Origin of the sequence: Streptomyces sp. NPDC059787 (genome assembly GCF_042732315.1) — a bacterium.
Classification (GTDB): Bacteria; Actinomycetota; Actinomycetes; order Streptomycetales; family Streptomycetaceae; genus Streptomyces; species Streptomyces atrovirens.
Genome location: NZ_JBHWHX010000004.1, coordinates 192053 through 216264, shown reverse-complemented (window position 1 = coordinate 216264; position 24212 = coordinate 192053). Strand labels below are relative to the sequence as shown.

Below are 24212 nucleotides of genomic sequence, written 5' to 3'. Positions count from 1 at the left end.
GCGTGCGCGGTGGCTCAGCGCAGACCGGTCGACCGGCGCAGCGCCGCCCGCACCAGCAGGTCGACCAGCTCCGGGTAGCTCACCCCGGTGGCCTGCCACATCTGCGGGTACATCGAGATGGGCGTGAAGCCGGGCATGGTGTTGATCTCGTTGATCACGAACTCGCCGTCCTCGGTGAGGAAGAAGTCCGCGCGGACCAGCCCCTCGCAGGAGGCCGCGTCGAACGCCTCCACCGCGAGCCGCCTTACCTCGGCCGTCTCCTCGTCGGTCAGCGGCGCGGGCACGATGCCGGGCGTGGAGTCGATGTACTTGGCCTCGAAGTCGTAGTACGCGTGCGCGTCGGGCGGCGGGATCTCGGCCGGCAGCGAGGCGCGCGGGCCGTCCTCGAACTCCAGCACACCGCACTCGATCTCACGGCCGCGCAGTGCCGCCTCGACGAGGATCTTCGGGTCGTGGCGCCGGGCCTCGGCGATCGCCTCGTCCAGGCCGGAGATGTCGTCGACCTTGGTGATGCCGATCGACGAGCCCGCGCGGGCGGGCTTCACGAACAGCGGCCAGCCGTGCTCGCCGGCGAAGTCGACGATCTTCTTCCGGGCGGCGGACTCGTCCCGCTGCCACTCGCGCGGCCGGATCACCACGTACGGGCCGACCTTCAGCCCGAAGGAGGTGAACACCCGCTTCATGTACTCCTTGTCCTGGCCGACGGCCGAGGCGAGCACGCCCGAGCCGACGTAGGGGACGCCGGAGAGCTCCAGCAGGCCCTGGAGGGTGCCGTCCTCGCCGTAGGGGCCGTGCAGCACCGGGAAGACCACGTCGACCTCGCCGAGCGCCTTGGGCACCGAACCCGGCTCGCTGTAGACGACTTCGCGGTTGGCGGGGTCGACGGGGAGCACCACGCCGCCCTCCGTCGACTCGGCGAGCTGGTCGACGCTGGGCGTGCGGCGGTCGGTGATCGCCATGCGTTCCGGCTCGTCGGCGGTGAGCGCCCAGCGGCCGTCCGTGGTGATGCCGATCGGCAGGACGTCGTACGTGGTCCGGTCGATGGCCTTGAGGACGGCGCCGGCGGTGACCACGGAGATCCCGTGTTCGGAGCTGCGCCCGCCGAACACGACGGCCACACGCGGCTTGCGGGACGGCTGCTCGGGGCTCTGGGGGAGGTTCTCGGTGCTCATATCGCGATGAGCGTACCCGCCCGTAGGGCCGGGACGCAGCGCCCGCAACGCCGTGCGTGAGCCGAACGGAGGGGGCCGTCGCTCAGCGTCGTTCGGGCTTCGCGCTGCGCGACATCAGCTCCTTGACGGCGACCACCGGGGGCTTGCCCTCGTGCACGATGGAGACGACCGTCTCGGTGAGCGGCATGTCGACGCCGTGCCGACGGGCCAGGTCCAGCACCGACTCGCAGGACTTCACGCCCTCCGCGGTCTGCTTGGTGACCGCGATGGTCTCCTTGAGGGTCAGGCCCTTGCCGAGGTTGGTGCCGAAGGTGTGGTTGCGCGACAGCGGCGAGGAGCAGGTGGCCACCAGGTCGCCCAGGCCCGCCAGTCCGGAGAAGGTCAGCGGGTCGGCGCCGAGGGCGACGCCGAGCCGGGTGGTCTCGGCGAGGCCGCGGGTGATGAGCGAGCCCTTGGCGTTGTCGCCGAGCCCCATGCCGTCCGCGATGCCGACGGCGAGACCGATGACGTTCTTCACGGCGCCGCCCAGTTCGCAACCGATGACGTCGGTGTTGGTGTACGGCCGGAAGTACGGCGTGTGGCAGGCGGTCTGGAGCCGTCGGGCGACGCCTTCGTCGGTACAGGCGACCACGGCGGCGGCCGGCATCCGGGCGGCGATCTCCCGGGCCAGGTTGGGCCCGGTGACCACGGCGATGCGGTCGGCGCCGACCTTGGCGACGTCGTCGATCACCTCGCTCATCCGCATCGCGGAGCCGAGTTCGACGCCCTTCATCAGCGACACCAGGACCGTGCCGGGCGCGAGCAGCGGCGCCCACTCGGCGAGGTTGCCGCGCAGGGTCTGGGAGGGGACGGCGAGGACGGTGAAGTCGGCTCCGCGCGCGGCCTCGGCGGCGTCCGCGGTGGCCCGCAGGTTCTTCGGGAGTTCGATCCCGGGCAGGTAGTCGGGGTTGGTGCGGGTGGAGTTGACCGCCTCGGCGAGTTCGGGGCGCCGCCCCCACAGCACGACGTCGCAGCCCGCGTCGGCGAGGACCATGCCGAAGGCCGTCCCCCACGATCCGGTGCCGAAGACGGCCGCCTTGACCGGCTCGCTCACGTGCCCAGCCCCTCTTCCCGCGCGGTGGGCCTGCTGCCCCGCGCCCGCTCCTCCCGCTTCTGCGTGTGCGTCCTGCGGCGCTGCTCGATCCGCTCACGGCGCGGGTCGTACGGCGTCTCGGGGGCCCGCTCCCCGCGGATCTGCTCCAGCTGACGCGTTACGGCCGCCATGATGACCTCCGTCGCCTCCTTGAGCAGCTCCGGGGTCATCTCCCGCTCGTAGAAGCGGTCGAGGTCCACCGGCGGCCCGGCCAGCACGCGGTGCGTCTTGCGCGGCAGCAGGCTGGGCTTCTTGGCGTACGGCGGCAGCAGTTCGTTGGCGCCCCACTGGGCGACCGGGATCACGGGGCACTTGGTCTGCAGGGCGACGCGCGCGGCACCGGTCTTGCCGGTCATGGGCCAGCCGTCGGGGTCGCGGGTGAGGGTGCCCTCGGGGTAGAAGGCGACGCATTCACCGCGCTCCACGGCGTCGATCGCCGCGCGGAAGGCGCTGAGCGCGTCCGTGCTCTCGCGGTAGACGGGGATCTGCCCGGTGCCGCGCATCGCGGCACCGATGAATCCCTTGTTGAAAAGCCCGCTCTTCGCCAGGAATCGCGGAACGCGTCCGGTGTTGTACTGAAAGTGCGCATAGGCGAAGGGATCGATGTGCGAATTGTGGTTCACCGCGGTGATAAATCCACCCTCGGCCGGAATGTTCTCCATTCCGCGCCAGTCCCGCTTGAGCAGAACCACCAGCGGCGGTTTGCAGAGAACCGCGGCGAAGCGGTACCAGAAGCCGATTCTGCGGCGCGGCACGAGTACACCTTCCTCTTCCGAATGTCAGGCCCGGGGCCCGGACCCGGAGGCCAGGCGGGCCGCACAAGTGTCGCCCCGGGCCGCCGGTCTGTCGAGAACACCGTACGCCCCGACCCCCCGGCCGCCCGGTGTGCCGGGTGACAATGGCCGCGACAAGAGAGGGACGCAACACTCGTGCAGTGGACCCTGGTGGTACCCCTGAAGCCGCTGGACCGGGCCAAGAGCAGGCTCTCGGACACCGCGGACGACGCCCTGCGCCCGGGCCTCGCGCTCGCCTTCGCCCAGGACACGGTGGCCGCCGCGCTGGAATGCCCGGCGGTACGGGATGTGGTGGTCGTCACGGACGACGCCCTCGCCTCCCGGGAGCTGGCCGCACTGGGTGCCGGAATCGTCCCGGACGAGCCGCGCGACGGCCTGAACGCGGCTCTCGCCCACGGCGCGGCGGTGGCGGGCGCCGCTCGCCGCGCGGCTTGTGTCGCGGCCCTCAACGCCGATCTCCCGGCGCTCCGCCCGTCGGAACTGGCCCGTGTTCTCGATACGGCCGCCGAATTCCCGCGCGCGTTTCTCGCCGATTCCGCCGGGGTCGGCACGACATTGCTGGCCGCGAGCCGGGGCCGGGAATTGCGTCCGTTCTTCGGCCCGGGTTCCCGGGCCCGGCACCGGGAGTCCGGAGCCGTGGAGCTGGGTCTCGACGGTGTGGACTCGGTACGGCAGGACGTGGACACCGGCGACGATCTGCGGGCGGCGCTGGCGCTGGGCGTGGGCCCCCGCACGGCCGCGGTCGCCGCGCGGTCGCTCATCACCGGGCAGTAGGCTGCCGGCATGCAGGCCACCGCGTACACCTACGACCCCGACAGCCGCAGCGGCCAGGTGCTCCTGGACGACGGCACGCCGGTGCCCTTCGACGCCCCGGCGTTCGACGCGGGGGGTCTGCTGCTGCTGCGTCCCGGGCAGCGGGTACGCATCGAGACCGAGGGCGAGGGCGGGGCCCGGCGGATCACGCTGGTGACGCTCCAGACGTTCTGACCACCCGGGGCGCCGGCCCCAGGGCCTGTCCGGCGGATCACGCCGGAGACACGGGCCCGGCACACCCTCCCCCACTGCCTGAAGGGCATGGGCGGCGTCCCCAGCGGCGTTGCCGTCGGTCGCGGACTCCCTCCCGCCCGACTCCCTCCCGCGCGGGAGGGACCCCGTGCTCGGGGGACCCCATCACCCCCGCTCACCCGGTCCGCAGGGCGCCGTCGGTCTTCTCCGGCTCGATCCGCCGGACAGGCCCCGGAACACACCGCGGGCCGGGCTCCCGAGGGAGTCCGGCCCGGCGCGTGAGTGCCGCTTGTCCGAAGGGACGGGGCCCCGCCCGCTACTTCTTGCGGGCGGTGGTCTTCTTGGCGGTGGTCTTGCGCGCGGTGGACTTCTTGGCGGGCGCCTTCGTGGCCGTCGCCTTCTTCGCCGGGGCCTTCTTGGCGGTCGTCTTCTTCGCGGCGGTGGTCTTCGCCGTCGCCGCGGCCTTGGCGGGCGCCTTCTTGGCCGTGGTCTTCTTGGCCGCCGCCGTCTTGGTGGTGGCCTTCTTCGCCGGAGCCTTCTTGGCGGTCGTCTTCTTCGCGGTGGCGGCCTTCTTCGCCGTCGTCTTCTTCGCGGCGGCCTTCTTGACCGTGGCCGAAGCACCCCCGGTCAGGCTGCCCTTGGGTGCCTTCTTGACCGAGACCTCACCACCGCGCGGCAGCTTCTTCGAGCCGCTCACCAGGTCCTTGAAGCCCTGGCCCGCGCGGAAGCGCGGAACGGAGGTCTTCTTGACCCGAACCCGCTCGCCCGTCTGGGGGTTACGGGCGTAGCGGGCCGGACGGTCGACCTTCTCGAACGAACCGAAGCCGGTGACCGAGACCCGCTCACCCGAGACGACCGCGCGGACGATGGCGTCCAGTACATGGTCGACGGCCTCGGCGGCCTGCTGGCGGCCGCCCACCTTGTCGGCAATCGCTTCTACGAGCTGCGCCTTGTTCACGTCTTCCCCTTCGGAGACATCGCCAGAACGAAAGTGTTCAAGCTTTTTCGCACGTTAGGCAGATATATACCGCAAATCAAACACGAAACGGGCTAATCACCCTTGTGCCGCAACGAACTCGGTTGTCTCGACTGGTTCAGCGTTCCTCTTCGGGGAATCGACCCTCGTCGAGGTCCTCGGTGAACCGCTCCAGACGCCTTGCCGCACCGGCGAGATCATGTTTGGCCGCGGCCGTAATGACCAGCAGCTTCCGGGTCAGCGCCATCCGTACGCCCTCCGGGACTTGCAGTGCGCGCACCTTTGCGTGCGCTTCCTTGAGCCGGACCGCGACCGCCGCATAGAGCTGGAGTTGGCCGTCGTGTTCCATGCACAGATTGTGCCATCTGGGGCGAGTTGTCGCCTGCGCAGGGGGCAACTGCCGCCTCGGACGGCGGTCCGGACACACGCGAAGATCACGGGCACGTGACACGTGTACCCCGGCAACCGCCTTCGTAACGTAGCAAGTTGGGGGCCGTCGAGGTGGCGCGCGGGGCCGGACGGGTGCAGACATGCCCGTACCCCCGATCGGGGCGATCGGGGGTACGGGAGGGGTGGTCCGGTGGCCGAAAGTCGACCTCGGGCGAGGACTTCGGCCGTGGCGCGGGTCAGGCCGTGAGCGTCCTCGGCTTGAACGACGGGCGCTTCGCCTCGTACGCGGCGATGTCCGCCTCGTTCTGCAGCGTGATGGAGATGTCGTCGAGCCCGTTCAGCAGCCGCCAGCGGGAGTTCTCGTCGAGCTCGAAGGAGGCGGTGATGCCCTCGGCACGCACCTCGCGGGCCTGGAGGTCCACGGTGATCTCGACGGTGGGGTCGGCTTCGGTGAGCTCCCACAGCGCGTCGACGATCTTCTGGTCGAGGACCACCGTCAGCAGGCCGTTCTTCAGCGAGTTGCCGCGGAAGATGTCGGCGAAGCGGGAGGAGATCACGGTCTTGAAGCCGTAGTTCTGCAGCGCCCAGACGGCGTGCTCACGGGAGGAGCCGGTGCCGAAGTCGGGGCCGGCGACCAGCACGGTCGCGCCCACGCGCTCGGGCTGGTTGAGGATGAAGGACGCGTCCTTGCGCCAGGCCTCGAACAGCCCGTCCTCGAACCCGTCCCGGGTCACCTTCTTGAGCCAGTGGGCGGGGATGATCTGGTCGGTGTCGACGTTGCTGCGGCGCAGCGGGACGGCCCGGCCGGTGTGGGTGGTGAATGCTTCCATGACTGATCAGACTCCAGCGGGCGTACGGGCGTCGGCGGCGAGGTCGGCCGGGGAGGCCAGGTGACCGAGGACCGCGGTGGCGGCGGCGACCTGCGGGGACACCAGGTGGGTGCGACCGCCCTTGCCCTGCCGGCCCTCGAAGTTGCGGTTGGAGGTGGAGGCGGAGCGCTCACCGGGGGCGAGCTGGTCGGGGTTCATGCCCAGGCACATGGAACAGCCCGCGTGCCGCCATTCGGCGCCGGCCTCCTTGAAGACCACGTCCAGGCCCTCGGAGACGGCCTGCAGGCCCACCCGCGCGGAGCCCGGGACGACCAGCATCCGCACGCCGTCGGCGACTTTGCGGCCCTTGATGATGTCCGCGGCGGCGCGCAGGTCCTCGATGCGGCCGTTGGTGCAGGAACCTACGAAGACGGTGTCCACGTTGATGGAGCGCAGCGTCTGTCCGGCCTCCAACCCCATGTACTCCAGGGCCTTTTCGGCGGCGAGCCGCTCCGAGGCGTCTTCGTACGAAGCCGGGTCGGGGACGGACGCCGAAAGCGGGGCGCCCTGGCCCGGGTTGGTGCCCCAGGTGACGAACGGCGACAGCTCGGCGGCCTCGATCACCACCTCGGCGTCGAACTCGGCGTCCTCGTCGGACTTCAGCGTCTTCCAGTAGGCGACGGCCGCGTCCCAGTCCTCGCCCTTCGGGGCGTGCGGACGGCCCTCCAGGTAGGCGAACGTCGTCTCGTCGGGGGCGATCATGCCCGCGCGGGCGCCGGCCTCGATCGACATGTTGCAGATGGTCATCCGGGCCTCCATCGAGAGCTTCTCGACGGCCTCGCCGCGGTACTCCAGGACGTAGCCCTGGCCGCCGCCGGTGCCGATCCTCGCGATGATCGCCAGGATCAGGTCCTTGGCCGTGACGCCGTCGGGCAGTTCGCCGTTGACGGTGATCGCCATGGTCTTCGGGCGGGCCATCGGCAGCGTCTGGGTGGCCAGCACGTGCTCGACCTGGGAGGTGCCGATGCCGAACGCGAGTCCGCCGAAGGCGCCGTGCGTGGAGGTGTGCGAGTCGCCGCAGACGACGGTCATGCCGGGCTGGGTCAGACCGAGCTGCGGGCCGACGACGTGCACGACGCCCTGCTCGACGTCGCCCAGCGGGTGCAGCCGGACGCCGAACTCGGCGCAGTTCTTGCGCAGCGTCTCCAGCTGGACCCGGGAGACCGGGTCGGCGATCGGCTTGTCGATGTCCAGGGTCGGGGTGTTGTGGTCCTCGGTGGCGATGGTGAGGTCGAGACGGCGCACCGGGCGGCCGTTCTTGCGCAGGCCGTCGAAGGCCTGCGGGCTGGTCACCTCGTGCAGCAGGTGCAGATCGATGAAGAGGAGGTCGGGCTCGCCCTCGGCGCGCCGGACGACGTGGTCGTCCCAGACCTTCTCCGCGAGTGTCCTACCCATCGCTGTCCCTCCGGCCGGCCGTGGTGCGCCGGTCCAACTAGATCTGTGGGGAGACGGCGCCCGCACCCCTGCTTCCGGGCGTCCGCCGCCAGGCCCGGTGGTCCACGGGCCGCGTTGCTTCCGTGCTTCCAGAGTGGCGGGTTCCACGGAAAATTGAACTTGCGTTTCACAGAGTGAGACGCAAGTATCGTTGCATGGACAACAGTAGCGGCGTCGGCGTTCTGGACAAGGCAGCCCTCGTCCTGAGCGCTCTGGAGTCCGGTCCGGCCACCCTCGCGGGGTTGGTCGGCGCCACCGGACTGGCACGACCCACGGCCCACCGCCTGGCCGTGGCGCTGGAGCACCACCGCATGGTGGCGCGTGACATGCAGGGCCGTTTCATTCTCGGCCCGCGCCTGGCCGAACTGGCCGCGGCGGCGGGCGAGGACCGGCTGCTCGCCACGGCGGGCCCGGTGCTCACGCATCTGCGCGACGTGACCGGCGAGAGCGCCCAGCTCTACCGCCGCCAGGGCGACATGCGCATCTGCGTCGCCGCGGCGGAGCGCCTCTCGGGCCTGCGGGACACGGTGCCGGTGGGCTCCACGCTCACGATGAAGGCCGGTTCCTCGGCGCAGATCCTGATGGCCTGGGAGGAGCCGGAGCGGCTGCACCGGGGCCTGCAGGGCGCCCGGTTCACGGCGACGGCCCTCTCGGGCGTACGACGCCGGGGCTGGGCCCAGTCGATCGGCGAGCGCGAGCCGGGCGTGGCGTCCGTCTCCGCGCCGGTGCGCGGGCCGTCGAACCGGGTGGTGGCCGCCGTCTCGGTCTCCGGCCCCATCGAGCGCCTGTCCCGCCACCCGGGCCGGATGCACGCCCAGGCCATCATCGACGCCGCCGCTCGTCTCTCCGAGGCGCTGCGCCGCTCCTGAACCCCCTGTCCGTACCGTCCCGTGGGAACCGGGCCCGCCTCAACGCCGCGGCGGGCCCTTCCCCTGGTTTCCGGTACCGTCCCGTTCCGGAACGCCGAAAGCCCTCCACCGAGGTGGAGGGCTTTCACTGTGTACCCCCGACCGGATTCGAACCGGCGCTACCGCCTTGAGAGGGCGGCGTGCTAGGCCGCTACACAACGGGGGCGTGGATCATACGTTTCCGCAGATCCTGCTGGTCTACCTGGACTCGAACCAAGACTAACTGAACCAGAATCAGTCGTGCTGCCAATTACACCATAGACCAATGATGGTTTAGACCAGTCAGTACCCCCGACCGGATTCGAACCGGCGCTACCGCCTTGAGAGGGCGGCGTGCTAGGCCGCTACACAACGGGGGCCCTAGCGATCCTGCGTCGACGACGGCGGGAGCTACCCTGACCATCCTCGCGGGAAGGATCTGTACCCCCGACCGGATTCGAACCGGCGCTACTGCCTTGAGAGGGCAGCGTGCTAGGCCGCTACACAACGGGGGCTTTGCGGATGAGATCCGCGGTGCAGATGAGCTCTGCGAGCTGGCCTACCTGGACTCGAACCAAGACTAACTGAACCAGAATCAGTCGTGCTGCCAATTACACCATAGGCCACTGGAACGCAAGCCCCGAAGGGGATCTTGTTCTAGCTTGACGCCTGGGGCTCCGGTCTTCCGACCTGCTCCCCTCGGCGCAGGAAGAACATTACCCGAAGGAGGACGGGGCTCCAAAACGACTATCGGCGAGTACCGCGGGGAGTTCGTCGAGAGAGGCGATACGGCGCGGTCCCACCGGCGGCTCGACCGTCACGCGGGCACCGCCGCGGTCGATCCACACCGACAGCAGCCCGGCGTCGGCGGCGCCCCGGCCGTCGATCTCCGGGTGGTCACCGACGTACGCCACCTGGTCCGGGGGCAGCGCCAGCGCGTCGCAGGCGGCGAGGAACGCGCCGGCCTCGGGCTTGGAGACGCCCAGTTCGGCGGCGCACAGGATGGCCTCGAAGCGGTCGTGGACGCCGAGGACGCGCAGCTTGCGGTCCTGGACGTGGAGGCTGGAGTTGGAGAGCACCGCGTGCCGGTGGCTGGCGGCGAGGGCGTCGAGGACGGGCAGCACGTCCGGGAAGAGGCTCCAGGCGGACTCGTAGTACGTGACGTACCGCCGGAACCAGTCGTCGGCCTCGGCGTCCGTCAGCTCCGGCCGCCCCAGGAAGATCCGGGTACGGTCGCGCCGCTGCGTCTCGAAGTCCACCTCCCGCGCGGCGAACCGCGCCCACTGCTGCCGTGTCACCTCCCGCCACCGCTCCAGCGCCTCCTCCGCGGAGGCATACCCGTCCATCAGCCCTTCGGCCAGCAGGTGCGCCCGCATGCCCTCGCGGTCGGCGGTGGTGTAGTCGAAAAGCGTGTCGTCCACGTCCCAGACAACTGCTCGGATCACCATGCCACCGACGGTACAGCCGGACCGGCCGGGGACCCGGGGGTCGTCCCCCGACGGACGCAGCGTCGGAGAGGGGGGCCTCCACGTCCCGGACGACCGCCCGGATCACCACGCCGCCGGCGGTACCCGGCAACGTGAAGGGGCGGCGCCCGGACGGTTCCGGGCGCCGCCCCTTCACGGCCTGTGGGTTACGCGGCGAGCTTCGTCAGCGCCGCGTCGATCCTGGCCAGGGTCTTCTCCTTGCCCAGGACCTCCAGGGACTCGAAGAGCGGCAGGCCGACCGTGCGGCCGGTGACGGCGACGCGGACCGGGGCCTGGGCCTTGCCGAGCTTGAGGCCGTGGGCCTCGCCGGCTGCCAGGACGGCCTCCTTGAGGGAGTCCGGGGACGTCCAGTCGGCGGACTCCAGCTTCTCCCTGGCCGTGCGGAGCAGGGCGTCGGAGCCCTCCTTCATCGCCTTGTTCCAGGACGCCTCGTCGAAGACCGGCTCCGGCAGGAACAGGAAGTCGACGTTGTCCGTGATCTCCGACAGCACCTTCAGGCGGGTCTGCGCGTGCGGGGCGACGGCCGCCCACTTGGCCTCGTCGAAGGCCTCCGGGGCCCAGGGCGCGAAGGGGGCCTTGAGCCAGGGCGCGCAGCGCTCGGTGAAGTCCTTCACGTCGAGCATGCGGATGTGGTCGCCGTTGATCGCCTCGCACTTCTTCAGGTCGAAGCGGGCCGGGTTCGGCTGCACGTCCGCGACGTCGAAGGCCGCGACCATCTCGTCGATCGAGAAGACGTCCCGGTCGGCGGAGAGCGACCAGCCGAGCAGGGAGAGGTAGTTGAGCAGGCCCTCGGGGAGGAAGCCGCGCTCGCGGTAGAGGTTGAGCGACGACTGCGGGTCGCGCTTGGAGAGCTTCTTGTTGCCCTCGCCCATCACGTACGGCAGGTGGCCGAAGGCGGGCGTTCCCTTGGCGATGCCCAGCTCGGTCAGCGCCTTGTACAGGGCGATCTGGCGCGGGGTGGAGGAGAGCAGGTCCTCGCCGCGCAGGACGTGGGTGATCTCCATCAGGGCGTCGTCGACCGGGTTGACCAGCGTGTAGAGCGGGGCGCCGTTGGCACGGACGATGCCGTAGTCGGGGACGTTCTCCGGGGTGAAGGTCAGTTCGCCGCGGACCAGGTCGGTGAAGGTGATCGTCTCGTCGGGCATCCGGAAGCGGACGATCGGCTCGCGGCCCTGGGACTTGTACTCCTCGACCTGCGCGTCGGTCAGCTCGCGGCAGTGGCCGTCGTAGCCGGAGGGCCTGTTGGCGGCGCGGGCGGCCTCGCGGCGGCTGTCCAGCTCCTCCTGGGAGCAGTAGCAGCGGTAGGCGTGGCCGGCTTCCAGGAGCTTCGCCGCGACGTCCTTGTAGAGGTCCATGCGCTGCGACTGGCGGTACGGCGCGTGCGGGCCGCCGACCTCGGGGCCCTCGTCCCAGTCGAAGCCGAGCCAGCGCATCGAGTCGAGCAGCTGGTCGTACGACTCCTCGGAGTCGCGGGCCGCGTCGGTGTCCTCGATGCGGAAGACCAGGGTGCCCTGGTGGTGCTTGGCGAACGCCCAGTTGAACAGGGCGGTGCGGACCAGGCCCACGTGGGGGTTACCGGTGGGCGACGGGCAGAAACGTACGCGGACGGGTGCGCTAGCCACGCTTGACAACCTTGTTGGTGAGAGTGCCGATGCCTTCGATGGTGACGGCGACCTCGTCGCCGACGTTGAGGGGGCCGACCCCAGCCGGGGTGCCCGTGAGGACGACGTCGCCCGGGAGCAGCGTCATGGCCTCGGAGATGTTGACGATCAGGTCCTCGATGGAGTGGATCATCTCGCTGGTGCGGCCGAGCTGGCGCTGGGCACCGTTGACCGTGAGCTGGATGGTCAGGTCGCCCGCGGCGGCGATGTCGATGTCCGTCTCCACCCAGGGGCCGAGCGGGCAGGAGGTGTCGAAGCCCTTGGCCCGGGCCCACTGCTTCTCGCGCTTCTGGACGTCGCGCGCGGTGATGTCGTTGGCGCAGGTGTAGCCGAAGATCACGTCCTTGACGCGCTCGCGCGGGACCTCGCGGCACATCCGGCCGATGACCACGGCCAGCTCGGCCTCGTGGTGCACGTCCTGGGAGAAGGAGGGGTACTGGATCTCGTCGCCGGGGCCGATCACCGAGGTGGAGGGCTTGAAGAAGGCGAACGGGGCGTCGGGCACCTCGTTGCCGAGTTCCCTGGCGTGTTCGGCGTAGTTGCGGCCGAAGGCCACCACCTTGTTGGGGAGCACCGGGGGCAGCAGCCTGACCTTGCTCACCGGGACCTTGGTGCCGGAGAGCTCGAAGTCCGCGAACGGGATGCCCTTGATGATGTCCAGGACGAGTTCGTCCTGCTTCTCGCCCTCGACCGCGCCGAAGGCGACGTTCCCGTCGATGGAGAATCTGGCGATGCGCACGGGATGCTTGTCCCCTTGACCGATCGGCTGAAGTCTGACGCCCCAGGCTAACGCGGCAGGGGTCCGCGTCCCGCGCAATGACGAGGGGCGTCCCCGTTGCCGTGGGGACGCCCCTTGAGTGTTTCGCGGCCGGTGCGCGTATGGACCGGTGTCACTTCGCGGCGGTGGCCGCGGCCGGGATCTCCATGAGGACGGTGCGCTTGGGGTTGGCGGTCTGGGCCGGGAGGTCGACGGTGTGCTCCTGCTGGACCGGTGTCTGCAGTTCATCGGCGCCGTCGAGGTGCGCCAGCGTGGTGCGCCGCGGGTTGGCGATCTTGTGGAACATCATCGTCGTCTTCACTGTTTACTTGACCCTGTCCTGTTCACGGGCGCCCGGAGGGGGGTAAGAGACCCCGGTGAGGGCGCGGGTTGTCGGTTTCGCCATCCCTGTAAAGCGTCAGGCTAAACATGCAATTCCCCGCCGACCTCGGTCGGAGCCCTTGATCAGGGTGTGAGTTTGCTCACGGATCACTGGACAAACCGCCCATTTCACCCCGCCCCCCGACGAGGTGGAATCGGACATTCACCCCCTGAAGCCACCATTCCGCTCCTGATCATGGCGACTGGGACACCCGGAGCGACCCTACGACTCGCGGGCATACGTCCCTTATGGACGAGATCACTTTCTACCCCCGGTGACTCGCCACTCACGCGGTGTCACGTATCTCACCCGTAAGGCGATGGGCCTTGTTGGAGATCCTGCACTGTGCTGGAATTCCACGGAACCGCCGCAGGATCGAGCCGGCGCACAGGGGGCGCACAGACGCGCCGAGTGGCGGGCGAGAAGGGGGAACCAGCGCCGGTCACTCACGACCACCACGGGGCGTATTCAGGGCGCCCCTATGACGCCGACACCGTGCCTCGCCGTTCACGCGGAGGGGTGCCTGGTTCAGAGGTTGCGACGCTAGTGCAGGGACGTTTCAAGAGGGATGGCAGCGCTTCGGCAGAGCCGGAGCCGCAGGGCGGGACCGGCCCCAAGGCCGTCGGCTCCACGCCCCAGCACGCCCAGAACCAGGGTCCGGACGCGGCCGGGAACGGCGGCGAAGGCGCCGCCGCGTCGGGCCCGGCGCCGGCCGCCCCGAAGGGCCCGACCGGCCCGGGGCCGCGAATAGCCCTGCGGAACTGGCGGATCTCGACCCGTCTGGTGTCGCTGCTCGCCCTCCCGGTGGTCGCGGCCACCTCGCTGGGCGCGCTGCGTATCAACCAGTCGTTGGACGACATCCAGCAGCTCGACAACATGAAGCTGCTGACGGACATGACCAAGCAGGCCACCGAACTGGCCCACGCGCTCCAGGAGGAGCGCGACCAGTCGGCCGGCCCGCTGGCGCACGGCGGCAAGGCCACCGACTTCTCGGTCAAGGGCTACCGCGAGAAGACCGACCGGGCGCGCAACCTCTTCATCGACAGCTCCGAGGAGATCGACGACGCCAGCAAGGACGGCAACCTCAAGGGCGTCCGCGACAACCTGGTGCAGCTCGCCGGTGAACTGGGCGAACTCGAGAAGATCCGCAACACGGCGTACCAGTCGGAGAAGAACTCCACGCAGACCGTCGAGGGTTACCACCGTCTGATCGAGAAGCTGGTCGAGCTCTCGCAGGACATGGCGGAGGCGACCAGCAACCCCGAGATGATCCAGCGCACCCGTGCCCTGGCGTCCTTCTCCTCCGCCAAGGAGTACGCGTCGATCCAGCGCGCGGTCCTCGCCGCGGCGCTGCCCGCCAGCAACACCACCAAGGGCGAGCTCTCCGACAACGACCGGCTCTACGCCGAGTCCGCGCTGGCGAGCCAGAAGTCCGAGCTCCGCAGCTTCAAGAGCATCTACGGCGATGTCGCCGCCACCGAGCTGCTGCTGCCGATCGAGGAGGGCAACAGCACGATCAAGGCCACCGACGAGTACGCCGGGCGTGCCCTGGCCTCGGAGTTCGGCCTCACGTCGGTGGGCGAGCGGTCCTACCGCGACTGGCTGGACGACAGCTCCACCAAGATCCAGCAGATGAAGAACATCGAGCTCACGCTGCTCGAGGACATGGAACAGCAGGCCCGTGAGCTGCGCAGCGCCACCGAGCGCGACGCGATCGTCTCCGGTGTGCTGATCCTGCTCGTGCTCGGTGTGTCGCTGGTCGGCGCCTTCGTCGTGGCCCGCTCCATGATCCGCTCGCTGCGCCGGCTGGAGGACACCGCCACCAAGGTCGCCCAGGAACGCCTGCCCGAGCTGGTCAAGCAGCTCTCCGAGTCCGACCCGCAGGACGTCGACACCTCCGTCGAGTCGGTCGGTGTGCACTCCCGGGACGAGATCGGCAAGGTGGCCGCGGCCTTCGACGACGTGCACCGCGAGGCGGTCCGCCTCGCCGCCGAGCAGGCCCTGCTGCGGGGCAACGTCAACGCGATGTTCACCAACCTCTCGCGCCGCTCCCAGGGCCTGATCCAGCGCCAGCTGTCGCTGATCTCCGAGCTGGAGTCCCGCGAGGCCGACCCGGACCAGCTCTCCTCGCTGTTCAAGCTGGACCACCTCGCCACGCGTATGCGCCGTAACGGTGAGAACCTCCTCGTCCTCGCGGGTGAGGAGCCCGGCCGCCGGTGGACCCGTCCGGTCCCGCTGGTCGACGTGCTCCGTGCCGCCGCGTCCGAGGTGGAGCAGTACGAGCGCATCGAGCTGGCCTCCGTGCCGAGCACCGAAGTGGCCGGCCGCGTGGTCAACGACCTCGTGCACCTGCTCGCCGAGCTGCTGGAGAACGCGACCTCGTTCTCCTCGCCGCAGACCAAGGTCAAGGTCACCGGTCACGCGCTGCCCGACGGCCGCGTGCTGATCGAGATCCACGACACCGGTATCGGTCTGTCGCCGGAGGACCTGGCGGCGATCAACGAGCGGCTCGCCGCGCCGCCCACCGTGGACGTCTCCGTCTCCCGCCGCATGGGTCTGTTCGTGGTCGGCCGGCTGTCGCAGCGCCACGGCATCCGCATCCAGCTCCGTCCGTCCGACTCCGGTGGTACGACCGCACTGGTCATGCTGCCCGTCGACGTCGCCCAGGGCGGCAAGAAGCCGCAGGGCAAGCCGGGCCAGCCGGGCGCGGGCGGCGGTGGCCCCGCCGCCGCGCAGGCTGCCGCGGGTGCCGCGGCCGCACGGCGTGCCGCCGGTGCCGGTCAGTCCGCGGGCGGTGCTCTCGGTGCCGGCGCGTCCGGCGGTGGCCGGCTCGGTGCCGGTCAGGGTCCGCGGGCCGCGCTGCCCGGTCGGGACGGCGCGGGCCGGCCCGACGGAGCGCGGGGGCCGCAGGGCCAGCCGGCCAACTCCACGCCGTCGCTGTTCGACCGGGGCGCTCCCGGTGCGGCTCCGCAGAGCCGTCCGGCTCCGGCCGGCTTCGGCGGCCAGGCGCCCGGTGCCCCGCAGGGCATGCAGGCCGCGGGCCCGAACGGACAGCAGGACCAGGACGCCTTCGGTGGCGGCCGCGGCCAGGTGCCGCCGCAGCGCGGCACCGGAAAGCCCGAGCGCTCCCGTCGTCCGCAGCTGCCGCCGCGCGGCGGTGCGCGCCCTGAGCTGCCCGGCGGCGACCAGCAGCAGCCGCGCGTGCCCAGCTGGAGCGACGAGAACGCCCAGCCGCCGGTGCCGCGCGCCTCGCTGGACGCCCCGCGCGGTCACGAGGAGCCGGACGCCGCCCGGACCTCGGCCATGCCCCGGTTCGACGACCGGCAGGGCCCTGGTGCGACGGCGGAGATCCCCCGGTTCGACGAGCGTCAGAACCCCGGCGCGCCCGCCTACGGCGCCCCCGGTGCCGACGCCCCGCAGAACACGGGCCAGTACGCCCAGCCGGGTGCGAACGGTGGCCAGAACACCGGCCAGTACGCCCAGCCCGGTGCGAACGGTGCCCAGAACACCGGCCAGTACGCCCAGCCCGGTGCGAACGGTGCCCAGAACACCGGCCCGTTCCTCCGCGGTGACATCTTCGGCGCCCCGCAGGGCGGTCCGGGCGGGCAGAACCCGGCCGCGACGGGCCAGTTCCCCGTCCCGCAGGGCTACGACAACGGCTCCACCGGCCAGTTCCAGATGCCGGGCCAGGACAACGGTGCCACGGGCCGTCACTCCCTCCCGGAGCGTCCGAACGCCGCGGACCCGGCCGTCACCGGCCAGTACGAGCGTCCGCAGCCGAACGGCGCGCACGGACCCGGCCCGGTCGCCCCGCGTCCGCCGGTCCCGCAGCAGCGTCCGGTCCACCCGGAGCAGCAGGGCAACGGCGGTGCCGCGCAGCGGCCCGACGGGCGCGCGGTGTCCGACGCGTGGGCGCTGCCGCCCGCGTCCGGCCCCGGCGACGGCCGTACGCCGCTGTACGACACGCTGGAGACCAACTGGTTCCACGGTGGCGGTGGGCAGGAGCAGGGCAACGGCTCGGCTCCGGCACCCCAGCAGCCGCAACAGCACCAGCAGCCCCAGCAGTCCCAGCAGCCGCAGGCCCCCACCGGTCCGCAGCGGTCCGCTTCCACCGCCTGGCGCAGCTCGCCCAACGACGAGCTGGTCCGGCAGGCCGAACGCGTCCGGCAGCCGGCCGCGGGCGGCGTCACCACCTCCGGCCTGCCGCGCCGGGTGCCCAAGGCGAACCTCGTCCCGGGTACGGCTCAGCAGCAACAGCACCAGAGCGGTCCTCAGGTCTCGCGCGCCCCCGATGACGTGCGCGGCCGGCTGACCAATCTCCGTCGGGGTATCGCACAGGGTCGTCAGGCCGGTACCACCCAGACCGGCAGCTTCCCGAACCCCACTCACCAGCAGGAGCGTTAGTTGAGCCCGATGAGCCAGGCGGCACAGAACCTCAACTGGTTGATCACCAACTTCGTGGACAACACCCCCGGGGTGTCCCACACCGTCGTCGTGTCCGCCGACGGTCTTCTGCTGGCCATGTCCGAGGGGTTCCCGCGCGACCGCGCGGACCAGCTCGCGGCCGTCGCTTCGGGACTGACCTCCCTGACGGCCGGCGCCTCCCGGATCTTCGAAGGCGGCAGCGTGGCCCAGACGGTCGTCGAGATGGAGCGGGGATTCCTCTTCCTCATGTCCGTCTCGGACGGCTCGTCCCTGGCCGTTCTCGCGCACCCCGAGTGCGACATCGGCCTCGTCGGCTACGAGATGGCGCTCCTGGTCGACCGTGCGGGAGCGGTCCTCACCCCGGACCTCCGCGCCGAACTACAAGGAAGTCTGCTCCACTGATCGGCCCCGGCACCACCCGTCTCACCAAATCACCGTCCGGCCGCCACATTCCCCCCACCGGCCCCGTCAGACGGCTTGACTGACCGACTTGCTGTCCCGCCCGGAGGACCCATGACCCCGCCCACCGCCTCTCATGATCCGTACGCGGAGCCGTACGAGGACGAGGGCGACCAGCCGCTGGTGCGTCCGTATGCGATGACCGGCGGCCGGACCAGGCCGCGTTATCAGCTGGCCATCGAGGCACTGATCAGTACGACGGCCGACCCGGCAGCGCTCATGGGACTCCTTCCGGAGCACCAGCGCATCTGCCATCTGTGCCGTGAGGTGAAGTCGGTCGCCGAGGTCTCGGCGCTGCTCAACATGCCACTGGGTGTTGCCCGGATCCTGGTGGCCGACTTGGCGGAGGCGGGACTCGTCGCCGTGCACCAGCCGGGCGGCGACGAGACGACCGGCGCCCCCGATGTGACACTGCTCGAAAGGGTGCTCAGTGGACTTCGCAAGCTCTAACGGCGGGGCGGTCTCCGAAAACCGTGCCACCACGTCCGCGAAGATCGTGGTGGCGGGCGGCTTCGGCGTGGGCAAGACCACGTTCGTCGGGGCCGTTTCGGAGATCAACCCGCTGCGTACGGAGGCCGTCATGACGTCCGCCTCGGCGGGCATCGACGACCTCACCCACACCGGGGACAAGACCACCACCACGGTGGCCATGGACTTCGGCCGTATCACCCTGGACCAGGACCTGATCCTGTACCTGTTCGGCACGCCCGGCCAGGACCGCTTCTGGTTCATGTGGGACGACCTGGTGCGCGGCGCCATCGGCGCGGTGGTCCTGGTGGACACCCGCCGGCTGGCGGACTGCTTCCCCGCGGTGGACTACTTCGAGAACAGCGGACTGCCCTTCGTGGTCGCCCTCAACGGCTTCGACGGCCAGCAGCCGTACCAGCCGGAAGAGGTGCGCGAGGCGCTCCAGATCGGGCCCGACACCCCGATCATCACCACCGACGCCCGGCACCGCGCGGATGCGAAGAGTGCGCTGATCACATTGGTCGAGCACGCTCTCATGGCGCGTCTCAGGTAGAGCCAGAAAAGAAGCGACATACGGCAGTTGTCGTAGATGCCCCGGAGCCGGCTGTGTCCTTCGACACGGCCGGCCTCGGTGTTCATAACGTTTCGGCAGAGGAATCGGGGGAGGCCGACACGCGACGCGTTCGCGCGGTACCGCTGCGCGCACGAACGAACCGCCTTTTGCAGGCGCTCGCTCTGTATGACCGTTTTATCTGGGACTTACATCACTCGGATTCCCCGCCTTCCAGTGTTTGGAAGAGCTCTGGTCGGCATGCTGGAATGCCTGAACTGCCCAATAGTCAAAGACGTACTCCACAGTCGATGGCACACCGGGCTCTGAGACACAGCGGCACAACGATGGTGCCGACCGCCGAGAGGTTGTTGGTCGAGTGAGGCGAAGCAAGAACAGTCCCGAGCCGTCGGCCCGGGGCAACTTCACGCCGCCGCCGCGCACAGCGGCGCCCGCCCCCGTGCCCGGTCCCGAACCGACGGCCGCGCCCGCCAAGAGCGGAGGCCGCCTTTCCCCGCGCAACTGGCGCGTGACGACCAGACTGAACGCGATCCTGCTCATACCCGTGCTGGTCGGTCTGGTCATGGGCGGCTTCCAGGTGAAGGGCTCGATCGACACCTGGAACGACGCCGAGGACGCGGAGAACACCGCGCGTCTGGTGCAGGCCTCCCTCACCTACGCCAACGCCCTCTACAACGAGCGGGACGTCACCGCGGTCCCCCTGCTGCAGGGCAAGGGCAAGGACGACCCGGACGTCACCAAGGCCCGCGCCGCGACCGACAAGGCCGCCGACGCCTTCGACGAGGCCGCGCGGAGCATGCCGGACAAGCCCGGCCTGAAGCGCCGGATGGAGCTGTTCCGCGAGGCCGAGCCCCAGCTGACCGCGCTGCGCGCCGCGGCGTACACCTCCAAGCTCAAGGGTGTCGCGACCGAGGAGGGCTACGTCACCGTCGCCCACCCCCTGATGGAGTTCGCCAACGACCTCGGTCTCGGCACCGGCAACGTCACCAGCTACGGACGTACGGTCTACGCGATCTCGCTGACCAAGTCGGCCCTGTCGCTGGAGCGCTCCATCGGCATGCACCTGCTGGTGAAGCCCGGCCCGACCGACAGCCAGCTCGCCAGCCAGCGCGTGGCCCTCACCTCCTACGCCTACCTCGAGCGCATCGCCATCGAGGAGTACAGGGGCGGTGGCACCGAGGCCGACGCCGAGAAGCTCGAGCAGACCTCGCAGCGGATCCAGGCCGAGGGCACGACCATGGCCCGGGAGGCCAAGCAGCGGGACCCGGACTACGTGGCGCCGCCCGCCAAGCCGGAGACGATGATCTCCGAGCTGGGCCGGCTCCCCTCCACGGACGCCTCCGCCCGCGCCGGACTCGCCGCCCAGGGCATCACCCCCACCAACTGGTGGGCCGTGACCACCCTCAAGTTCGACGGTTACAGCGAGATCGAGTCCGACCTCACCGACACCGCGGTGAGCGAGGCCGCGCAGATCGCCGACGACGCCCAGCGCGACGCCCTCATCACCGGTGCCGCCGTCGTCATCGCCCTGCTCGCCGCGTTCATCCTGGCCGGCATGGTGGCCCGCCAGATGAGCCGCTCCATGCGCCAGCTGCGCAACGCCGCCTTCGGTATCGCCGAGCAGCGCCTGCCGATGCTGGTCGACCAGCTCTCCCGTACCGACCCCGGCCGGGTCGACACCAAGGTCGCGCCGATCCCGATCTCCACCACCGACGAGATCGGTGAGGTCGCCCGCGCCTTCGACCAGGTCCACCGTGAGGCCGTCCGGCTCGCCGCCGAGCAGGCCCTGCTGCGGGGCAACATCAACGCGATCTTCACCAACCTGTCGCGCCGCAACCAGTCGCTGATCGAGGGCCAGCTGACCCTGATCACCGACCTGGAGAACAACGAGGCCGACCCGGACCAGCTGGAGAACCTCTTCCGCCTGGACCACCTCGCGACCCGTATGCGCCGCAACGGCGAGAACCTCCTGGTCCTCGCCGGCGAGGAGCCCGGCCGCCGCTGGGACCAGCCGGTGCCGCTGGTCGACGTGTTGCGCGCCGCCTCCTCCGAGGTGGAGCAGTACGAGCGCATCGAGCTGTCCGGTGTCCCCGAGGCCGAGATCCACGGCCGCGCGGTGACCGACCTCGTGCACCTGCTCGCCGAGCTGCTCGAGAACGCCACCACGTTCTCCTCCCCGCAGACCAAGGTCCGCGTCACCGCGACCCGTCTCCCCGACGGCCGTGTGATGGTCGAGATCCACGACAAGGGCATCGGCCTCACCGCCGAGGACTTCGCCGACATCAACCACAAGCTGGCCAACCCGCCGACCGTGGACGCCGCGATCTCGCAGCGCATGGGCCTGTTCGTGGTCGGCCGGCTGTCCGACCGGCACGGCATCCGGGTCCAGCTGCGCCCCTCGGGCGAGCAGGCCGGCACCACCTCGCTGGTCATGCTGCCGGACGCGATCACCCACGGTGGTGGCGGCGAGCAGCAGCCGAACCGCGACGAGTTCACGGTCTCGCAGATCATCCCGGAGCAGAACTTCCAGGGTGAGGACTTCGGCCGGCAGCCGCTGCGCACCGCCGCGGAGCTGGGCTTCGACGACAGCCGCTACGAGGTCCCGGACGACATCCGCGACCTGGACCCGGTCGGCCGTTCCCTGATGCGCGAGGAGCGCCGGGCGGCCCTGGAGTCCCAGGCGCAGCCCGAGCCGGCCGCCGCGAACGCCCAGGAGGCCCCCGAGTCGTCCGCCTACCCGGACGGATTCGCCGCCCCGCAGGGCTACGACAACGGCCAGGGCTACCAGGCCAACGGCCAGGGCTTCGACGGCGGCTACCAGGAGCAGCAGACCGCCGGGTACGACCAGCAGGCGTACGACGACGGGCAGCGGACGGCGTACGAGGAGCCTCAGCAGCAGGCGTACGGCGAGGGGTTCTACGCACCGAACGGCGGGCCGGCGCAGAACGACGCCTTCTCGTCCAACGGCGGCTACCCGGACGCCTCCTACGCGGAGCCGGCCCAGGACGACTGGCCGCAGCAGGGCGGTTACCACAACGGCTACCCGGACCAGTACCCTGCTCAGGCCCCGGAACCGGAAAATACGCAGGCCGCTGACGCACGTGAGCAGGACAGCGTAGGCTTCGACCGTCCGGGACCGGCTGTCTCCGACGTCCACCCGTTGACCGACGCCGGGCTTCCCCGCCGCGGATCCACCGCGGGCGGCGCGAACGGCTCGGGCGGCGCGCGGCGTGTGAACCAGGAGCCGCCGGCTTCCACTCCGGAGGGTGACGGCGACAGCGGCTGGCGTTCGGCGAACGACGAGCGCTGGCAGCAGGCATCGTCGCTCCGGAAGCCCAAGGCCGGCGGAGTGACCTCCTCCGGTCTGCCGCGACGGGTCCCCAAGGCCAACCTGGTCGAGGGAGCCGCCGAAACCACCCCCCAGGGCGGCCCCCAGGTCTCCCGCGCCCCGGAGGACGTCCGGGGCAGGCTGAGCAACCTGCGCCGCGGTGTCCAAAAGGGCCGCAGCGCGGGCAGTGAAACGAACGGTCAGGGCTTCGGTTCTGACAGCACCTACAACCAGGAGCGTTAGTGTGAGCCCGATGAGCCAGGCGGCACAGAACCTGAACTGGTTGATCACCAACTTCGTGGACAACACCCCGGGGGTGTCCCACACGGTGGTGGTCTCCGCCGACGGACTCCTTCTGGCGATGTCCGAAGGGTTTCCCCGTGACCGGGCCGACCAGCTCGCGGCCGTCGCCTCCGGTCTGACGTCTCTGACGGCAGGCGCCTCCCGGATCTTCGAGGGCGGCAGCGTGAACCAGACGGTTGTGGAGATGGAGCGGGGATTCCTCTTCCTCATGGCCATTTCCGACGGTTCGTCGCTCGCAGTTCTCGCACATCCCGAAGCGGACATCGGTCTCATTGGGTACGAGATGGCCCTTCTGGTCGACCGGGCCGGTACGGTCCTGACGCCGGACCTTCGAGCGGAGCTCCAAGGGAGCCTTCTCAACTAGAGGACAGACGGTGCGGTTTGGCGTCCCGGGGCCTTAAGGTTTCGGGACGCGGCTCCACAGTGATGGGTGCCAGGCACAGTCGGAGGAGGAGAAAGTGGCAACACCCCCAGACGGTTCATCAGCGGGCAACTGGTCGTACGGCTCCGCCCAGGGCCAGAACGACGGTTCCCAGAACCGGTACGGATACCCCTCCGCGCCACACCACGGCCAGCCGTACGCGCCGCAGGGCCCCGGCCCTTCGCCGTACGACCAGCCGCACGCCCCGCGCATCCAGCCGGTGCAGCCGCAACGCCGAGCACCCGAGCCGGCGCCCGCCGGGGCGTCGAACAATCCCCTGGTGCGCCCGTACGCGATGACGGGCGGCCGCACCAGGCCGCGGTACCAGCTCGCCATCGAGGCGCTGGTGCACACCACCGCGCAGCCGCACCAGATGCAGGGCCAGCTGCCCGAGCATCAGCGGATCTGCACCCTCTGCCGGGAGATCAAGTCGGTGGCCGAGATCTCGGCCCTGCTGACCATCCCTCTCGGTGTGGCCAGGATCCTCGTCGCCGACTTGGCGGAGGCGGGACTGGTCGCCATCCATCAGCCCGGCGGCGACGAGAACGCCGGCGGCCAGCCAGACGTGACACTGCTCGAAAGGGTGCTCAGTGGACTTCGCAAGCTCTAGCGGCGGTCCTTCCCGCTCCACCACCTCGGCGAAGATCGTGGTGGCGGGTGGCTTCGGCGTGGGCAAGACCACGTTCGTCGGGGCCGTTTCGGAGATCAACCCGCTGCGCACGGAGGCCGTCATGACGTCTGCTTCGGCAGGCATCGACGACCTCACCCACACCGGGGACAAGACGACCACGACGGTCGCCATGGACTTCGGCCGCATCACCCTGGACCAGGACCTGATCCTGTACCTGTTCGGCACGCCCGGCCAGGACCGCTTCTGGTTCATGTGGGACGACCTGGTGCGCGGCGCCATCGGCGCGATCGTGCTGGTGGACACCCGGCGTCTCGCCGACTGCTTCCCCGCGGTCGACTACTTCGAGAACTCGGGTCTTCCCTTCGTGATCGCCCTCAACGGCTTCGACGGCCAGCAGCCGTACCAGCCGGACGAGGTGCGCGAGGCGCTGCAGATCGGTCCCGACACCCCGATCATCACGACGGACGCGCGCCACCGCGCCGACGCGAAGTCGGCCCTGATCACCCTGGTGGAACACGCCCTGATGGCCCGCCTCCGCTAGAAGAACGCCGCAGCCTGCGGGCAGTCGTGCCGCTGGGCGGCACGGGTGGGCGCAGGCGGCACCTCGTCAGCGCCGAGCAGCGCAACAGCCCCCTGCGGCCACTGGGCCGCCGGGGGCTG

General features: G+C 70.4%; 22 protein-coding genes and 5 tRNA genes. 11 read left to right on the top strand and 16 right to left on the bottom strand.

The window, feature by feature from the left end; genetic code table 11:
• Positions 1-14: 14 nt before the first annotated feature.
• From ACFV5H_RS05865 to ACFV5H_RS05855, 3 genes are all read right to left on the bottom strand, one after another.
• Positions 15-1172, bottom strand: a complete 1158-nt coding sequence (locus tag ACFV5H_RS05865) for a D-alanine--D-alanine ligase family protein (RefSeq protein WP_385058644.1) — start codon at positions 1170-1172, stop codon at positions 15-17.
• A gap of 82 nt (positions 1173-1254) precedes the next feature.
• Positions 1255-2265: an NAD(P)H-dependent glycerol-3-phosphate dehydrogenase gene (locus tag ACFV5H_RS05860; protein ID WP_385058643.1), complete on the bottom strand. Its 1011-nt coding sequence runs from the start codon at positions 2263-2265 to the stop codon at positions 1255-1257.
• Positions 2262-3059: a lysophospholipid acyltransferase family protein gene (locus ACFV5H_RS05855; protein WP_385058641.1), complete on the bottom strand. Its 798-nt coding sequence runs from the start codon at positions 3057-3059 to the stop codon at positions 2262-2264. Before ACFV5H_RS05855 ends, ACFV5H_RS05860 begins: the two co-directional genes overlap by 4 nt.
• Before the next feature lie 174 nt (positions 3060-3233).
• On the opposite strand from ACFV5H_RS05855, the gene cofC reads away from it, so the two are divergent.
• Entirely contained in the window at positions 3234-3872 is a 639-nt protein-coding gene (gene cofC, locus ACFV5H_RS05850) for a 2-phospho-L-lactate guanylyltransferase (protein WP_385058640.1), read from the top strand.
• A gap of 9 nt (positions 3873-3881) precedes the next feature.
• Positions 3882-4085 carry a hypothetical protein gene (locus tag ACFV5H_RS05845; RefSeq protein ID WP_030824720.1) on the top strand — a complete coding sequence of 68 codons (204 nt, stop codon included), beginning with the start codon at positions 3882-3884 and terminating at the stop codon, positions 4083-4085.
• A 334-nt stretch (positions 4086-4419) separates the two neighbouring features.
• Here the strand turns inward: ACFV5H_RS05845 and ACFV5H_RS05840 are convergent, their stop codons facing one another.
• From ACFV5H_RS05840 to leuC, 4 genes are all read right to left on the bottom strand, one after another.
• Entirely contained in the window at positions 4420-5061 is a 642-nt protein-coding gene (locus ACFV5H_RS05840) for an HU family DNA-binding protein (RefSeq protein ID WP_385058638.1), read from the bottom strand.
• Positions 5062-5197: 136 nt separating this feature from the next.
• On the bottom strand, positions 5198-5428 hold the full coding sequence (locus ACFV5H_RS05835) for a hypothetical protein (protein WP_085573006.1): 231 nt from the start codon (positions 5426-5428) through the stop codon (positions 5198-5200).
• 277 nt (positions 5429-5705) lie between these two features.
• Positions 5706-6299, bottom strand: coding sequence for a 3-isopropylmalate dehydratase small subunit (leuD, locus tag ACFV5H_RS05830; RefSeq protein WP_385058636.1), 594 nt, complete (start codon positions 6297-6299; stop codon positions 5706-5708).
• 6 nt (positions 6300-6305) lie between these two features.
• Positions 6306-7733 carry a 3-isopropylmalate dehydratase large subunit gene (gene leuC / locus ACFV5H_RS05825; protein ID WP_385058635.1) on the bottom strand — a complete coding sequence of 476 codons (1428 nt, stop codon included), beginning with the start codon at positions 7731-7733 and terminating at the stop codon, positions 6306-6308.
• 194 nt (positions 7734-7927) lie between these two features.
• Between leuC and ndgR the strand changes: the two genes are divergently transcribed.
• On the top strand, positions 7928-8641 hold the full coding sequence (gene ndgR / locus ACFV5H_RS05820) for an IclR family transcriptional regulator NdgR (RefSeq protein ID WP_385058633.1): 714 nt from the start codon (positions 7928-7930) through the stop codon (positions 8639-8641).
• Between the two features lie 132 nt (positions 8642-8773).
• Here ndgR and ACFV5H_RS05815 read toward each other — a convergent pair.
• The 9 genes from ACFV5H_RS05815 to ACFV5H_RS05775 all read right to left on the bottom strand — a co-directional run bounded on the left by ACFV5H_RS05815 (position 8774) and on the right by ACFV5H_RS05775 (position 12886).
• A tRNA-Glu gene (locus ACFV5H_RS05815) sits at positions 8774-8846 on the bottom strand.
• Between the two features lie 27 nt (positions 8847-8873).
• Positions 8874-8945 (bottom strand) — tRNA-Gln (locus ACFV5H_RS05810).
• 21 nt (positions 8946-8966) lie between these two features.
• Positions 8967-9039: transfer RNA gene (locus ACFV5H_RS05805), tRNA-Glu, on the bottom strand.
• A gap of 62 nt (positions 9040-9101) precedes the next feature.
• Positions 9102-9174 (bottom strand) — tRNA-Glu (locus tag ACFV5H_RS05800).
• A gap of 39 nt (positions 9175-9213) precedes the next feature.
• Positions 9214-9285, bottom strand: a tRNA-Gln gene (locus ACFV5H_RS05795).
• 90 nt (positions 9286-9375) lie between these two features.
• On the bottom strand, positions 9376-10107 hold the full coding sequence (locus ACFV5H_RS05790) for an HAD family hydrolase (RefSeq protein WP_385193058.1): 732 nt from the start codon (positions 10105-10107) through the stop codon (positions 9376-9378).
• A gap of 185 nt (positions 10108-10292) precedes the next feature.
• Positions 10293-11777: a glutamate--tRNA ligase gene (gene gltX, locus ACFV5H_RS05785; protein WP_385193055.1), complete on the bottom strand. Its 1485-nt coding sequence runs from the start codon at positions 11775-11777 to the stop codon at positions 10293-10295.
• The gene (locus tag ACFV5H_RS05780; RefSeq protein WP_030866229.1) at positions 11761-12546 is read right to left on the bottom strand and encodes a fumarylacetoacetate hydrolase family protein; all 786 of its coding nucleotides are present in this window, start codon (positions 12544-12546) and stop codon (positions 11761-11763) included. The genes gltX and ACFV5H_RS05780 overlap by 17 nt, the downstream gene beginning before the upstream one ends.
• A 151-nt stretch (positions 12547-12697) precedes the next feature.
• Entirely contained in the window at positions 12698-12886 is a 189-nt protein-coding gene (locus ACFV5H_RS05775; protein WP_385058513.1) for a hypothetical protein, read from the bottom strand.
• A 606-nt stretch (positions 12887-13492) separates the two neighbouring features.
• Between ACFV5H_RS05775 and ACFV5H_RS05770 the strand changes: the two genes are divergently transcribed.
• The 8 genes from ACFV5H_RS05770 to ACFV5H_RS05735 all read left to right on the top strand — a co-directional run bounded on the left by ACFV5H_RS05770 (position 13493) and on the right by ACFV5H_RS05735 (position 24093).
• Positions 13493-17350: a nitrate- and nitrite sensing domain-containing protein gene (locus tag ACFV5H_RS05770; protein WP_385193053.1), complete on the top strand. Its 3858-nt coding sequence runs from the start codon at positions 13493-13495 to the stop codon at positions 17348-17350.
• A gap of 9 nt (positions 17351-17359) precedes the next feature.
• Positions 17360-17773 carry a roadblock/LC7 domain-containing protein gene (locus ACFV5H_RS05765; RefSeq protein WP_003993189.1) on the top strand — a complete coding sequence of 138 codons (414 nt, stop codon included), beginning with the start codon at positions 17360-17362 and terminating at the stop codon, positions 17771-17773.
• Between the two features lie 111 nt (positions 17774-17884).
• Positions 17885-18280 carry a DUF742 domain-containing protein gene (locus ACFV5H_RS05760; protein ID WP_004924977.1) on the top strand — a complete coding sequence of 132 codons (396 nt, stop codon included), beginning with the start codon at positions 17885-17887 and terminating at the stop codon, positions 18278-18280.
• A complete protein-coding gene (locus ACFV5H_RS05755) occupies positions 18261-18851 on the top strand; it encodes an ATP/GTP-binding protein (protein WP_073936442.1) in 591 nt (196 codons plus the stop codon). Before ACFV5H_RS05760 ends, ACFV5H_RS05755 begins: the two co-directional genes overlap by 20 nt.
• A 376-nt stretch (positions 18852-19227) precedes the next feature.
• On the top strand, positions 19228-22440 hold the full coding sequence (locus ACFV5H_RS05750; protein WP_385193050.1) for a nitrate- and nitrite sensing domain-containing protein: 3213 nt from the start codon (positions 19228-19230) through the stop codon (positions 22438-22440).
• A 10-nt stretch (positions 22441-22450) separates the two neighbouring features.
• Positions 22451-22864, top strand: a complete 414-nt coding sequence (locus ACFV5H_RS05745; RefSeq protein ID WP_385058517.1) for a roadblock/LC7 domain-containing protein — start codon at positions 22451-22453, stop codon at positions 22862-22864.
• Positions 22865-22958: 94 nt separating this feature from the next.
• Entirely contained in the window at positions 22959-23531 is a 573-nt protein-coding gene (locus ACFV5H_RS05740) for a DUF742 domain-containing protein (protein WP_385058508.1), read from the top strand.
• Positions 23512-24093, top strand: a complete 582-nt coding sequence (locus ACFV5H_RS05735) for an ATP/GTP-binding protein (protein ID WP_030216560.1) — start codon at positions 23512-23514, stop codon at positions 24091-24093. The genes ACFV5H_RS05740 and ACFV5H_RS05735 overlap by 20 nt, the downstream gene beginning before the upstream one ends.
• Positions 24094-24212 lie beyond the last annotated feature (119 nt).